Raw genomic sequence first — 14,490 nt, 5'->3', positions numbered from 1 at the left:
TGGGTTTGTATTAAAATAGAAGATTTAAGAATATATGAAATTTGTGTTCAAGGATTTAAAAAGAAGGATTTTATTAATTATGTACATAGAGAGGAATTATGGTGAAACAGAGACCTGCTTCACCAAGATGAACTAGAGTTCACATAATAAATTATGCTGCTTCTACGTTCTCAGCTTCAGGGCCTTTTTGACCTTGTTTGATGCTGAATGTCACTGCTTGACCTTCGCTAAGAGTGCGAAAACCAGAACCAGTGATTGCGCTGAAATGTACAAACACGTCAGGACCATTTTCTTGTTCAATGAAACCAAAGCCTTTAGCTTCGTTGAAAAACTTTACTTTACCAGTAACCGACATACTAAATTTTCCTGTAAGTCAATAATTAAAATTCAGCCATATTATTATGGCAATATCCTCCCTGAGTCAATGCTCAAAAATATGGAGGTACAGTACAGGAACAAGTAATAACCTAACCGGTAACCTTAAACGCAGCACAATATCCGTAAATTCAATACATAAAAACTCAAAGCAAGGTAAGATTAACACATTATATTTTTTTTCGCTCTATTAATTGGGAATTATTTATTAAAAATATAAATTTGTTTTAAATCGCCTTTAACTGACTAATTTCTAAGCAAAAACTATAAAGTATTATTGTAATATATATTGCTATAAACGCGTATAAAAGCCGTCTACAACAGCAATACTGTCAAATAACGCTTCAATAACATCAAAAATACAAACAAAAAAGCCGCTTTAAAAATTAAGCGGCTTTTGGTTTAAATATAAAATATTAACTATTTAACAGACCAATCAATAGTATCTTCTGCTTTTATAGGCACAACTTCAGAGTCGCCTAGGGTATAACTTGCAGGTACGTCCCATGGTTTTCTTTGTAATCTTATTGTATCGGCATTACGCGGCAACTCATAAAAGTCAGGACCAAAGTGGCTTGCAAATCCTTCAAGCATGTCCAAAGCTCCTGCGTCTTCGAATGCTTCAGCGTATAACTCAATAGCGGCATGAGCCGTATATGCACCAGCACAACCACAAGCAGCTTCTTTTTTATCTTTATAATGTGGTGCAGAATCAGTTCCTAAGAAAAACTTTTTATTTCCACTTATAGCTGCGGCCATTAATGCTTGCTGGTGAATGTTACGTTTGAGGATTGGCAAACAGTAATAATGTGGGCGAATTCCACCCGCTAACATATGATTACGATTATAAAGCAAATGATGAGCTGTAATTGTTGCTGCTACATTGCTAGGTGCATTAACTACAAACTCTACTGCATCTTTAGTTGTAATATGCTCTAGTACAATTTTAAGTTCAGGAAAGCCATTTACCACATCCCCTAAAATCGTATCTAAAAATACTTTTTCACGGTCAAAAATATCAATTGATGAATCAGTAACTTCTCCGTGTACTAACAGCAACATACCTACTTCTTGCATTGCTTTTAAAACCGGGTAAATATTTTTGACTGATGTAACACCCGAATCAGAATTGGTTGTAGCGCCCGCAGGATACAGCTTTGCAGCTACTATTTTGCCCGTTGCTTTTGCTTTCTTTATTTCATCTGGTGTCGTTTTATCAGTAAGGTAAAGTACCATTAAAGGCTCAAAGGCACCTTGTGGGCCTGCTGCCATAATACGTTCTCGATAAGAAAGAGCGGTATCAGTACATGTTGCCGGCGGAACAAGGTTTGGCATAATAATAGCGCGACCCATGTATCTGCTAATGTCTCGTACAGTATCCTTTAGCTGGTCGCCATCACGTAAATGTACATGCCAGTCATCTGGGCGAGTGATAGTAAGGGTTGTTACAGAGTTTGTATTATTGCTTGTCATTACTTTGTTCCAAGGCTGAATTTATCCGATCATAGGCATATGATGTTTTCGAGTAAAGATTTTATTAAAAATAATGCATATGTTGATGACATTACCGAGTTGTGTAATTAAAGCTTAATACTCCAATTCAATTGGGATTAGCTATTGTTATTACTTACAATTAATTAAAGTCATTCGTCATAATAATTTACAGCCAATTAAAACCACTCATCGCTTTATTTTGTACAAAATCCAAGATTAGGTTAACTTAGCTACGTATTTAAAAATAAAAAGAATAATATAAATTGCCTATGTCTTACAAAAATAATGCCTCAAGAGCACTTGAGATAAAAACTGATCAACTGAGTATAATTAATCAATTTTCATCAAGCTTATTGCAACTAGACACACTAGACGAGCTATTTGAGTATGTTACAACGCACGTTGTTAACCGTTTAGGATTTGTTGATTGCGTTATTTACCTTGCCGATAACAATGCTTATACATTAAATCAAGTTGCATCGATGGGTATTGCTCACGCCCGTGATAAATATCAAGCCGAACGTAAAGTAATACGTTTTAGTGAAGGAATTACTGGGGCTGTAGCCACAACTGGTAAAGCCGTAGTTATCGATGATGTAACAAAAGATAGCCGTTATATCGCAGATGAGCGCCCTGCTCAATCAGAACTATGCGTCCCTCTTATATATAAAGAACAAGTTTTAGGTGTTATTGATTGTGAGCACCCTATTAAAGGCTACTTTACAAACGCACACCTTGAAATTCTTACAACAGTTGCCCACTTACTCAGTGCTAAAATTAACCAGGTAAATACGGTAAATAACTTACAAAAAACAGTTGAGCAACTTAACAACGCACAAAAATTAGAAAATAGCTTATTACAAATAGCTAACCTAACCTACAAAGCTAACGACTTAGATACCTTCTTTGAAGCCTTGCATTCAATTATCAATAACTTACTTCGTGCTGATAACTTTTTTATCGCTTTATATGACAAAAAAGTAGATATACTTGACCTTGTTTATATAGTCGAAGAAGGCATAAACACTAAAACACATCAAAAAATATCTAAAGAACAGCTAAAAGACACTGCTTCATATTACCTACTGCAAACAGAGCAAACCTTATTACTCAATAAAGATGCCTTTCAAAGTCATATTGATAACGGTGATTTTAAAATGGTAGGTAGACAATCAGAGTCTTGGTTGGGTGTTCCATTTAAAACAAGTGATCGTATAAGCGGTGTTATTGTTGTACAAAGCTACGATAAAACACTGCAATACAACGAACACGACAGCGCTCTTCTAACTTACGTAAGTCGTCAAATAAGTATGGCAATTGATAGACAACTAGCCCGACAAGAGCTCGAGCATAAAGCATTGCATGACGAGCTTACCGGCCTTGCTAACCGCTCATTACTCATTGAGAGAATAAAGCATGCTATTTTACGTTTAACGCGCGCTAAAAAAAGTACTAGCCATGCCCTGCTGTATCTAGATTTTGATCGTTTTAAAAGTATAAATGATTCGCTAGGGCATGAAGTCGGAGACCATTTTCTTATAAAAATATGCGACTTAATTAAAAGTACAGTACGAAGCACCGATACATTTGCTCGTTTAGGCGGTGATGAATTTGCTATATTTATGGAAAATATCACACATAAAAACCAAGTTAATGAAGCTTTAAACAGAATTAAAAGCGCATTATCAAAACCTCTAAATGTAGATAGCCACTTACTTCAAGCTTCTACTAGTATTGGTATTGCCTATACCGACAACATAAACGATAAAGCTTATATATTACTGCAACAAGCTGATGCTGCTATGTATGAAGCAAAATCCACCGGGCGTGGACAAGTTAAGTTTTTTAATAACACGATGCGTAAAAAACTTAAAACCCATGCCGATATCGAAAACGACTTGCAACACGGTATAGAACACAACGAATTTGAACTCTATTTTCAGCCAATTTTTACAATTACCACAAGTGAAGTTATCGGATTTGAAGCACTTGTGCGCTGGCATCATCCTAAAAAAGGATTTGTACCACCTAATGACTTTATACCGATAGCTGAAACTACAGGGCAAATTATAAATCTTGATTTACATTTACTTGATTTAGCCGCTCAGCAGATTTCTAATTGGCACCAGCAAGGTCATCGCTTTTTGAAAGTAACGGTTAATGTATCGTCACGACATTTTGCAAGCCTCGATTTTGTAGCGCAAATACATTCTATTTATAATAAATACCAATTACCTCTGGGTTCTTTATGTTTAGAAATTACCGAATCAGGCTTAATAGAAAATCTAGAACTCGCCACTCAAATAATAGAAGGTCTTTCACCTTTAAAAGTAAAATTGTGCCTTGACGATTTTGGAACGGGTTATTCAGCACTGGGCTACTTGCACCAACTGCCTATTCATATTTTAAAAATAGATAAAAGCTTTATTGACCACCTACAAGATTCCACCAACCCACTTGTTGAAGCCATTTTATCACTTGCGCAATCATTAAAACTTGAAGTTGTTGCTGAAGGGATAGAAACACTTGAACAATTAGCCATTTTACAATCGACCGCGTGCGACTATGGCCAAGGTTTTCTAAAGTCAAAACCGGTCACAGCCAAAGAAGCCATATTACTTATTAATAAGCCCTTATAAAAAGAGCCAGCGAGTAGGTCGCTGGCTTAAGTATTACGTATATACTCATCCATTGACCTAAACTAAAGCTAAAAAGCAAAATGACTTTAGTTTTTAAACCACAACCTAAAGTAACCATTCCCCCCCACACAGTTATTTATATAGTCAAAATTCACACTGAGGTGAAGCACACCGCAATCGATATACTTAAAATACAACATGAAGCAAACTCATCTAAAACTCATCAAACCAGTTTTTGAATGACTTTTATCGTTACTAATTCTAATATTTTCGCGATTCATAGCAACAAACTGCAATAAACCACAATAAATCGCAAACTTTTAGCCATCTAGACGTTGAAACGTTTTTTGTATAGGCGTAGTATGTGGTTAATCTGAGCTGAACTCACTTTTCCCATGAGAATTTTTAAAGATGATTGGTATTAAACATTTAAAAACCATAGCAACCCTAAAAGAAACAGGATCTTTGGTTAATACAGCACGAGAGTTATTTTTAACACAGTCTGCTTTATCTCATCAAATCAAAGATTTAGAGAATAAATTAGATTGCCAATTATTTGAGCGTAAAACTCAACCAGTCCGCTTTACCCCTCAGGGAATGCTATTACTTGAGTTAGCTCACGAAATATTACCAAAAATGGAAGCGACAAAATGCCGTTTGAAAGAAAGCTTAAATCAGCCTATTTCTCAACTGCGTTTAAGTGTGGAATGCCATGCATGTTTTCATTGGTTGTTGCCTACTATTAAAGAATTTAATAACTTTTGGCCTGATATAAAAATTGATTACGAGCGCGGCTTTAGTTACGACGCTATTCCTGACTTACTAAGCGATGAGCTCGATTTAGTTTTAACATCTGACATACGTGAACCCGACACATTAGAGTACGCGCACTTATTTGATTTTAAATTGAAGCTTATTGTGGCACCGGATCATGAACTTGCTAAAAAAGCGTATGTAACAGCGCTTGATTTAAAAAACGAAACTATTATTTCATACCCTATCCCGCGTGAACGCCAAGATATATTTAAGCATTTCATTCAAAATGCACGTTTTGACGGTACGTTAAAAACGGTTGACCAAGGATTACTTATTTTTCAACTAGTAAGTGCCGGCATGGGCGTTGCCGCTTTACCTGATTGGCTAGTTACACCTTATGAAAGCCAAGGCTTAATTAAATCAATTCCTTTGGGCGCTCTTGGCCTTACTCGTCCTATGTATTTAGCGATGAAAAAAGACATGAAAGATAACCCTGTTTATCGTCACTTTTTAAATACGTGTAAGCTAAATAACGGTCGATAATCATCAATATAATGAGTAATATCGCTGTAATTAACCCTACAGCGTTTAACTCTTATGTTTGTTATTAAAAAAATGATTGGTGGCTTACTTATGCCACTGCCTCTATTTGGTTTATTTGCGTGCCTGATGCTCCTACTCGCATTTAAAGGCCGCAAATCAGCTCTCTTCTTATCTACTTTAAGCTTAATTGTATTACTTGCATTGAGCACACCCTTTATCGCCAATTTAATTATCCAAAATAATGAACCTGCGTCGCTTGCATTTAATACCCTAAAGCATCCAAAAATAGACAAAATAGTTGTACTAGGTTGCGATATAAACCCAAATCCTGCACTCAGTGCTAATAATCAACTAGGTAATTGTGCACTAACGCGCTTAGTAGAAGGTGTAAAGCTAGCAAAGCACTACCCTAATGCAGAGCTTATAGTGTCAGGCGGGGGTTATCAAAATATCACTAATAGCGGGCTTATGTATCAAACGGCAATTAGTTTAGGCGTTAATAAGAGTCGTATATCCCAAAACCCAAAAGCAATGGATACAGGTGAAGAAGCTAAGTTACTGGCATCAAAATTAGTCGACTTTAAAGTTGCACTAGTAACATCTGTACTGCACATGCCACGCGCAAAAGACTTATTTAATGCTCAAGGTATTGAAGTCATAACCGCAGCCACTGATTATCATAATTTTGCTGCACTTCCATGGAGCAAACAGTTTATTCCCAATGCTCATGCCTTACTTGTGGTTACGCAATACAGTCACGAAGTAGTAGGAAACACATGGATAAGTTTGCGCCGCTGGATAGATCCAGAGGCGCTGTAACTCATTTCGTCTAACTAACCTGAACTCTGGATAATAAAATCTATCTCAAGTAGCGTTCAGGTTAACTAATAGATAGCCTAGTTAAACTGGGTTATCTATATCTATAAATGTCACATCAAAACCATGCTCTTGAGCAAGTAACTCACCCAGAGCTTTTACACCATAGCGCTCTGTTGCATGATGCCCTGCAGCAAAAAAATCAATGTTTTGCTCACGAGAACTATGAATTGTTTGCTCCGATGCCTCACCCGTTAAATAAGCATCAATGCCTTGCTCTGCAGCTAAATCAATATACCCTTGCCCACCACCGGTGCACAGTGCAATGGTTTCAATTTTTGTTGAACGTACTAAACTTGTGAGTGGGGTTCGATTTAGCACTTTTGCAATTTTATCTGCAAAATCTTCACCACTTAATGGTGTTTTTAAACGCCCTTTCATTGCTACGCTATTTGAAGTTGGCTCTAGCCCTGTTTCAATTTCAATATCCAATAACTTTGCAAGTTGCGCGTTATTGCCAACTGCTGGATGAATATCGAGTGGTAAGTGATAGCCAAATAAATTAATATCGTGTGCTAATAACGCACCTATACGACGCTTTTTCATTCCCGTTATTGGTTGGGATTCCCCTTTCCAAAAAAATCCATGGTGAACTAAAATAGCATCTGCTTGTTGCTCAATGGCAGCATCTATTAATGCTTGACTTGCGGTTACACCCGTCACAATTTTTTTAATTTCGTTTTTACCTTCAACTTGTAAGCCATTTGGGCAAAAATCTTTAATTAATTGAGGTTTTAAAATGTCATTTAGGAGTTGGTTAAATTCTCTACGTTGCATATAACTTACCTTACTTAGCACTGAATTTTGTGCAAATTTTGGCGTTTATAGCCCTAAAATGGAAGGAAAATCGCAAAAAATTGAAAAACTGTTTTAAAATAGGTATAAATACCTCTTCTTTATCTGTGTTCACAACGTATAGGGTCTCTGATGAGCAAACTAGACAAAACAGAAGTGTTATCTGCCTTTGAAGCAGCGTACGAAACTGCCAATGGTAAAAAACCTGAAATCACAACTAAACCTGGTTGGTACAGCATTGATGGCGGTAAAAATTTACGCCTAGCTGACGTAGCAGAGCTTACTAAAAAGTTAAACTCTGGTAAAACAACTAAAACGAAAAAACCAAAAGCAGCTGCGCCTGTTAAAGCACAGAAAAAAGCGCCATTCACTGTCGTTACCGAAAACGAAGAAGGTTACACAGCGGAAGAACTTTGGATTGTAATTTTAGCTCGTAAAGATCATGACTGTCGCTTACCGCGCGGTGTTGTTTAATCAACATTTATGATTTTTAAAAGAAACCGCGTTTAAGCGGTTTTTTTATGTGCGCGATTTGCTAAAAAATATCTAAAAATTATATTAATTATCGTCTTCCAACCTTAATTGCACCATTTAATCAAAAAAATAGAGCCTTATAAGTTGAGTAAGACTAAAAAAAGCGGCTATGTAGCCGCTTTCAAAAGATCAAAATAAATTATAACTTTTCGAAGTAAAGTGGTTCGCGTTCTTTTTTACCTACTTCATTCATTGTTTCGGCATTGAATAAGCGACCATTGATCATGGTGTAATCTACTTTATCCGAATCTCGAATGTTTTTAAGCGGATCGCCATCTATAACCATTAAATCTGCCAGTTTGCCCACTTCAAGGGAGCCTACGTTTTTATCAAGCCCTAAATACTTAGCCGGATCGAGTGTTGATGCACGTATAGCCTCAAGCGGTGTCATTCCGCCTTGTGCAAACATCCACATCTCCCAGTGTGCACCTAAGCCTTCACGCTGACCGTGTGCACCTAAGTTAACTAATACACCTAGGTCTTGCAGTTCAGCAGCAACGCGTGCGTTATTAAAGTGATTATAGTGATGATCGGGCGCTTTAATGCGGCGCATAGAGCGTGGTAATAATTGATTTTTTGGCACAAATTTACTTAAACGCGGATGATTCCATACATCAGTTTTATCGTACCAGTAGTTCTCACCCCAAATGCCACCATAAGCCACTACAAGTGTTGGTGTATAGCCAACATCACTTTGCGACCATAACTGCTTTATATCGTCGTATATGTGCTCTACAGGGATTGAATGCTCGATACCTGTGTGTCCATCTACAATCATACTTAAGTTATGTTGTAATAATGAGCCACCTTCAGGGACAACCATCATTTCAAGCATCCGGCCTGCTTCAATAACTTGTTGGCGCTGCTCTCGGCGTGGCTGGTTATACGATTTAACACTAAACGCCCCTACTTTTTTAAGGCGCTCTAAATGAAATTTAGCATCGTCTAACGAGTCAATATGCGACGTATAACCTGGCATATTTGCGCCATATAAAATAGTACCGGTTGAGAAAATACGCGGGCCAACAATCATGCCTGCCTTTTGCATTTCGCTTGCGGTAAATATTTCTGAGGTATCGTTTGATGGATCGTGAATTGTAGTAACACCTAGCGCTAAACCTGCAAAGTTTTTCCAGTTTTGCTCAGGTATAATTTCGTCACTTGCTTGCGAGCCATGTGCATGAGCATCAACAATACCAGGCATAATAGTTTTACCTGTTACATCAATAACCTCAGCACCTTTAGGAATGCTTATATCGCTGGCTGTACCAATTGCTTTAATATGCTTACCATCAGTGATAATTACACCATTTTCAATAACCTTTTCGCCGTCCATAGTTATAATTTTTGCACCAGTAAGCGCAATCATACCTTTAGGCTCTGCCATTTTTTTACTGAAACCGATATTATCGCCACTTTTCACTTTAAAGTCGGCATCTTCGGCTTTGTTAATAGCAAACATCCCCTCAAGGCTTGCATGATAAAGCTCAGGCCCTAATGTCCAATAAAGCGTGTTGCTCTTAGCGCTCCAACTAATGTTTTCACCAGCACGTACCGATAACTGCTCTATTGGGAATTGACTATCTTTAGGCCCAATATTAATTGTTTTACCACTTTGAACAAACGGTGTTACAAATACTTTAAATCGCTCAGCAAAAGCGAGATATTGCCCATCTGGTGATACTCTAAATTCTGTCGCATGTTCTGACTCGTACAGTTTACGAACTTTTTTACTTTCAAGCTCAACTACACTTAGCGTTGGTTTTGGCCAAGGACTCATTATAAAAACGCGATCGTTTGCATCTCCAAATTGTGGTTGATAACCACTTTTTGAAATAAACTCACTTTTACCCCCTTTTGCGCTTACGCCATATATACCAGGGTTAAGTGACCATTTAGGGTTTAAAATACTGCCCCCCGTGGCTTTTCGATAAACAACCGTTTTCCCATCTGGACTAAACGTAGGCTCTACATATTTCCCAGGCTCTTTAGTAATTGTATCGCCACGACCACTGCGCGCAGAAACCACTCTTACAGACCCTTGTTTGTTATCATCCCATGTGGTGTAAACTATTTTTTTACCATCGCGAGAGTACTGTGGAAATAATTCGTAATGATCAGTTTGCTTTGTTAAACGCTTAATTTTACCCGACTCTAAATCACGTTTATAAATATGCCCAAGCGCTTCAAAAATTGCCGTTTCGCCATCTGGGCTTACTTGCACATTACGCAGCATTTTTACATCAAATTCATCAGTATCTAAGTTTTGTGCAAAGCGCACTGCTTTTTGAATTTTTTTAGTAGTTTGCACTTTAAAAGGAATGGTTTTAACGGATTTGTCTGCAACATCTAGCTTGTGAATTGTACCACCAGCCCAAAATACTAACTCTTCGTTATCGGGTGTCCATGCAATAGTTGGGTATACACCATGAATAGCCCATGTTTCTTGCATATCTCGCTCAAGCTTATCGTAAAGCTTAGTGTGCTCACCGCTAGTTAAGTCATATAAATACAAGCTAGTTTGAAAATCATCACGCTTTATATAAGCAAGCTTTTTACCATCTGGTGATGGTGTAGGCCTAATAGCACCGCCCATCGTATCGATTACAGTTTCAATTTCACCCGTTTCGCGGTCGTAGCGCTTAATTTTATAAATACCCGCTACAGAATCTTTTGAATAATGAAAGGTTTTACCGGGTGTTGCATCATGCGAAAAGTATACATAACGACCATCAGGTGAAAACATTGGCTCACCTAAATCTTTTTGATCGTTCTCGCGTTTTGTAAGCTGTACGCCCTTGCCACCCGCTTTGTGATACAACCACACTTCACCTGCTCCCAATGAGCGGCTAGCTGTAAAGTGTTTACGCGCAACTAAGTAGTCGCCATCAGGACTCCATGCAGGACTATTTAGTAATCTAAAGGTTTCATCGGTAACAGCGTGTTGGTTTTCGCCATTTAAGTCCATTATCCAAATGTTATCGCCACCACCTTGGTCGGAGGTAAACGCAATACTTTTGCCGTTAGGACTAAAGCGTGGTTGCATTTGCCATGCAATATCAGAGGTGAGCTTTGTAGCTGTACCACCACTCATTGGCATAGTGTAAATATCGCCAAGTAAGTCAAACACCACGGTTTTACCATCAGGGCTAATATCTATATTCATCCATGTGCCCTGCTCAACGCTAATTGCAGCGTCAACAAATTTCCCCTTAGGTGAATCTACTTGCCATTTTTGTTCGTCTTTTTCAGCGGCATTTACCTGCCCTATCGCTAATGACACCGACAGCGCCAATACTGTATGAAGCATTTTTTTCATGCGTTTCTCGCTTGTTATTGTTGCAGTAAAAACTATTTCACATGATTGCAACAAAAACAAACGCAACTTGCCAGCGTTATATGATAAAGCGCGGTTTATGTAGGTTTAATGCCAAACAATAGGGTCAAATTGATAGTAATTAACTAGCATACTATAAATTTCAGGATCGTATCGGCGAAGCTCTGCGGGTTTTTCGAGGAAGGTTTCGGTGAGTACAGCAAAAAACTCAGCTTCGTTAGTCGCACCATAGCTGTGAATAACATGCGGCATGCTATAGGCAACATGGCTTTTTAACTGGGTGAAGGCGCGGCTAAATACTCGGCCCCACTCTTTGTAATCTGCTGAGCTTTTTAAAATGGGCGTACCCGTTGTTTTACCTGTTTCTTGATCGAGTTGATGCGCAAACTCATGAAATACCAGGTTATGTCCATCGCTTGGTAAACGATTACCCTCAAGCACATCATGCCAGCTTAAAACGAGTGTGCCGCCAGGCCATGACTCGCCTAGTCTTACCGTATTATGGTAACTCACAAGCCCTGCACTATCGCGAGTTGATTGCGCAGCGTAATAAGCACTTGGGTATAATAAAATTTCTTTTACATTTCTATATAACGGCCACGGTTTATTAAGCACTAATACACACGCATCGGCGGCAACAATTAACTTCATTGCAGACGTTAGCTTTAAGCCATCACAACCGACAAAGCGTTTTTCGTTTAAAAACCACGTAATATGTCGCTCTAATTTTTCTCTGTCAGCGTCGGTCATTTTTTTATAGATGGGCATGCAACGCAGTAAAATATCTTTTTGCTGCGAATTTAAAGCAAAGTCTTTATATTTACTGCGCCATAATCGGTTTTGAATTGATGGCCAACGCCAGAAAATCACCACAAAAAGAATTAAAACAACAATTAACAGTCCATTTATCATGGGGATTTCCTGAGCTAAGGTATGGTGTATAAATATGTCCAGCACACGTGCTTTTCAAGCATATAAGGTTATGTATTTGAATATAAAGTAACTCACATCGCATTGCTTATAGATTTATTATCCAGAGTTCAGGTTAATTACTACTTTGCACTGCTGGTAAATGACGTGTTTATAGTTAACCTTTGCAAAAGGAGTCAAATGTACCCTGCAATGTGTTTATAAATTTCGCTACGTGCAAACCATCCATTAATGAGTGGTGTACATCGATAGCTAAAGGCATTGTACCTGTGTGTTTATCAAACTGACCAAATACAAATTTAGGAATGCCTAAACTCTCCCCTTCACTAAATGCATGCGAAAACGCACTAAAATTCAGCCACGGCAAGACAGATATATGAATTAAGTCGGCCTGCCCTTCTGTTTGAGCAAATGCATCAGAAAATAACGGCTGTAATTTCGCTTTTTTGCTTACGTCACTTGCATGATTTGCAAACTCTTTAAACTCGCCTGTGCTGTTAAAATAACTAAAAACAAACGTATCGTTTTCAGACAACTCAACCACACTTGCGCGAACACTATTAAGTAACCATGGTTGATTATCTATTATACGTAGCATTATTGAATCGTACTCATGGCACGCTTTTAAGGTGCAATATACATATGCTTGAAAAAAAGAAAATTGATTGGTTTTGCAATAGTCGTAAAGTGCTTGAGCATCTAAACGCACACACACATTAAAATAAGGCTGAGAAAAGTGTTTAAATAATTCAAAGTGTTGCTTTCTAGGCCAATTATCTAAATCGATAGGCTGCATGAGAGAAGTTGAGGGAGTCATAATTTGCCGCACAAAATTAAAAATAAAGTGTACCGCTGTTCAGTAATAATTGCATTAGGGTCTGTTGATCTTTCAAGGTTAAATCCACAAAGATCAACACCCCTTAATTTACAGACCGTTTTTAATGATCTCTTGTGCTAATTCGTCAGCAATTAAATGCGTTGATTTTTGCTCTTTTTCGCTTCGGGCAAAGATTTCCGTTAACGTATTAAAAATACCTTTAACATGTTTATTAGACGCTGCTGCACTGTAACCTTCTGGCGCTGTTTCGTAATAAACATTAATAATACCACCAGCGTTAATTACGTAATCTGGTGCATATAAAATGCCTTTTTCACGAATAACTTCACCGTGGCGAGACTCTGCCAGCTGATTATTAGCACAGCCTGCAATAATAGTCGCTTTTAAACGCGGTATCGTTAAATCGTTAATAGTTGCACCTAATGCACACGGTGCATAAACATCAACATCTAAGTCGTAAATTTCATCAATGCCAACCGCAGTCGCGCCAAAATCATTAACTACGCGATCAATTGCAGCTTGGTTAATGTCAGTTACAAACAACTCAGCGCCCGCATCGGCTAAATGCTTACATAAACCATATGCAACAGCACCTAAACCTTGAACAGCCACTTTCACACCTGCAAAATTTTGATGACCACGTTGATGCTGTAGCGCTGCTTTAATTCCTAAAAACGTACCGTATGCTGTAAATGGCGATGGGTTACCACTTTTACCTTCAAGACCCAGTACGTAATTAGTTTCTTTATTCATAATAGCTACATCAGCACATGTGATGTTTACATCTTCTGCTGAGTAATAGCTGCCATTTAATCGCTCTAACTGGCGGCCAAATGCACGGAATAATTGCTCAGATTTAATTTCTTTCGCGTTACCTATAATTACAGATTTACCACCACCAAATGGTAAGCGCGCAACTGCATTTTTATAAGTCATGCCCTTTGATAAACGTAGCACGTCGTAAACAGCATCTTCGTCGTTCGCATAATCCCACATTCTACATCCGCCAACTGCAGGACCTAGGTTGGTATTATGTACAGCAATAATTGCTTTTAAACCCGACTCTTCATCAGAACAAAAAACCACTTGTTCATGGTTATCAAATTCAACTCGATTAAACACAGCCACTTAAAATACTCCGAAATAGTTAACCCGTGAGAGGGTATGCGCGCTGGAAATTGCCGAGACTTTATCACTTCATATTCGAGTTCGCTATACTCACAGAAGATAAAACCAATGAAAACATCAAGCTTAAATTAAATAACCGGATTAAAACTTTTATATAGATAAAAAATTCACAAAATCGTTGTTTGTAAGTTTTAAAAACTATAAATAGAACAACCACACCAACTTACGTTTACGTGAACGTAACA

The 14,490-nt window shown here is 38.0% G+C and carries 11 protein-coding genes; 4 read left to right on the top strand and 7 right to left on the bottom strand.

Annotated features, from left to right (window positions below; all coding sequences use genetic code 11):
• Positions 1 to 151: 151 nt before the first annotated feature.
• Positions 152 to 355: a cold-shock protein gene (locus tag I6E82_RS07650; protein ID WP_002961702.1), complete on the bottom strand. Its 204-nt coding sequence runs from the start codon at positions 353 to 355 to the stop codon at positions 152 to 154.
• A gap of 440 nt (positions 356 to 795) precedes the next feature.
• Entirely contained in the window at positions 796 to 1,848 is a 1,053-nt protein-coding gene (gene pyrC / locus I6E82_RS07645; RefSeq protein ID WP_197117401.1) for a dihydroorotase, read from the bottom strand.
• A gap of 290 nt (positions 1,849 to 2,138) precedes the next feature.
• On the opposite strand from pyrC, the gene I6E82_RS07640 reads away from it, so the two are divergent.
• The 3 genes from I6E82_RS07640 to I6E82_RS07630 all read left to right on the top strand — a co-directional run bounded on the left by I6E82_RS07640 (position 2,139) and on the right by I6E82_RS07630 (position 6,626).
• A complete protein-coding gene (locus I6E82_RS07640; RefSeq protein ID WP_024598327.1) occupies positions 2,139 to 4,508 on the top strand; it encodes a GGDEF domain-containing protein in 2,370 nt (789 codons plus the stop codon).
• A 411-nt stretch (positions 4,509 to 4,919) separates the two neighbouring features.
• Positions 4,920 to 5,807, top strand: a complete 888-nt coding sequence (locus I6E82_RS07635) for a LysR family transcriptional regulator (protein ID WP_002961689.1) — start codon at positions 4,920 to 4,922, stop codon at positions 5,805 to 5,807.
• Positions 5,808 to 5,861: 54 nt separating this feature from the next.
• Positions 5,862 to 6,626: a YdcF family protein gene (locus I6E82_RS07630; RefSeq protein ID WP_197111518.1), complete on the top strand. Its 765-nt coding sequence runs from the start codon at positions 5,862 to 5,864 to the stop codon at positions 6,624 to 6,626.
• An 81-nt stretch (positions 6,627 to 6,707) separates the two neighbouring features.
• Here I6E82_RS07630 and I6E82_RS07625 read toward each other — a convergent pair whose 3' ends face one another.
• Entirely contained in the window at positions 6,708 to 7,460 is a 753-nt protein-coding gene (locus tag I6E82_RS07625; protein ID WP_010555099.1) for a Nif3-like dinuclear metal center hexameric protein, read from the bottom strand.
• 150 nt (positions 7,461 to 7,610) lie between these two features.
• On the opposite strand from I6E82_RS07625, the gene I6E82_RS07620 reads away from it, so the two are divergent.
• Positions 7,611 to 7,952, top strand: coding sequence for a hypothetical protein (locus tag I6E82_RS07620; RefSeq protein ID WP_002961684.1), 342 nt, complete (start codon positions 7,611 to 7,613; stop codon positions 7,950 to 7,952).
• 199 nt (positions 7,953 to 8,151) lie between these two features.
• Here the strand turns inward: I6E82_RS07620 and I6E82_RS07615 are convergent, their stop codons facing one another.
• The 4 genes from I6E82_RS07615 to I6E82_RS07600 form a co-directional block, all read right to left on the bottom strand.
• Positions 8,152 to 11,331, bottom strand: a complete 3,180-nt coding sequence (locus tag I6E82_RS07615) for an amidohydrolase family protein (protein WP_197117398.1) — start codon at positions 11,329 to 11,331, stop codon at positions 8,152 to 8,154.
• A 105-nt stretch (positions 11,332 to 11,436) separates the two neighbouring features.
• A complete protein-coding gene (locus tag I6E82_RS07610) occupies positions 11,437 to 12,261 on the bottom strand; it encodes a M90 family metallopeptidase (protein WP_197117396.1) in 825 nt (274 codons plus the stop codon).
• 175 nt (positions 12,262 to 12,436) lie between these two features.
• Complete coding sequence (locus tag I6E82_RS07605; RefSeq protein WP_197117724.1) at positions 12,437 to 13,075, bottom strand: chloramphenicol acetyltransferase; 639 nt, start codon at positions 13,073 to 13,075, stop codon at positions 12,437 to 12,439.
• Between the two features lie 129 nt (positions 13,076 to 13,204).
• Positions 13,205 to 14,245 (bottom strand): Leu/Phe/Val dehydrogenase, encoded by a 1,041-nt coding sequence (locus I6E82_RS07600; RefSeq protein ID WP_197117394.1) that lies wholly within the window; start codon positions 14,243 to 14,245, stop codon positions 13,205 to 13,207.
• Between the last annotated feature and the right edge of the window lie 245 nt (positions 14,246 to 14,490).

The sequence above is a fragment of the Pseudoalteromonas sp. NZS11 genome (assembly GCF_015864765.1).
GTDB classification, from domain to species: domain Bacteria; phylum Pseudomonadota; class Gammaproteobacteria; order Enterobacterales; family Alteromonadaceae; genus Pseudoalteromonas; species Pseudoalteromonas arctica.
Note: the sequence above shows the minus strand (reverse complement) of the source record. Positions and strands in the feature narration are given on the sequence as shown.

Bases quoted from the DNA above. Each gene is read 5' to 3' on its own strand.
- I6E82_RS07615 (WP_197117398.1), bottom strand. From the start codon at position 11,331: ATGAAAAAAATGCTTCATACAGTATTGGCGCTGTCGGTGTCATTAGCG.
- I6E82_RS07605 (WP_197117724.1), bottom strand. From the start codon at position 13,075: ATGCAGCCTATCGATTTAGATAATTGGCCTAGAAAGCAACACTTTGAA.
- I6E82_RS07620 (WP_002961684.1), top strand. From the start codon at position 7,611: ATGAGCAAACTAGACAAAACAGAAGTGTTATCTGCCTTTGAAGCAGCG.
- I6E82_RS07635 (WP_002961689.1), top strand. From the start codon at position 4,920: ATGATTGGTATTAAACATTTAAAAACCATAGCAACCCTAAAAGAAACA.
- I6E82_RS07640 (WP_024598327.1), top strand. From the start codon at position 2,139: ATGTCTTACAAAAATAATGCCTCAAGAGCACTTGAGATAAAAACTGAT.
- I6E82_RS07625 (WP_010555099.1), bottom strand. From the start codon at position 7,460: ATGCAACGTAGAGAATTTAACCAACTCCTAAATGACATTTTAAAACCT.
- I6E82_RS07630 (WP_197111518.1), top strand. From the start codon at position 5,862: ATGTTTGTTATTAAAAAAATGATTGGTGGCTTACTTATGCCACTGCCT.
- I6E82_RS07610 (WP_197117396.1), bottom strand. From the start codon at position 12,261: ATGATAAATGGACTGTTAATTGTTGTTTTAATTCTTTTTGTGGTGATT.
- pyrC (WP_197117401.1), bottom strand. From the start codon at position 1,848: ATGACAAGCAATAATACAAACTCTGTAACAACCCTTACTATCACTCGC.
- I6E82_RS07650 (WP_002961702.1), bottom strand. From the start codon at position 355: ATGTCGGTTACTGGTAAAGTAAAGTTTTTCAACGAAGCTAAAGGCTTT.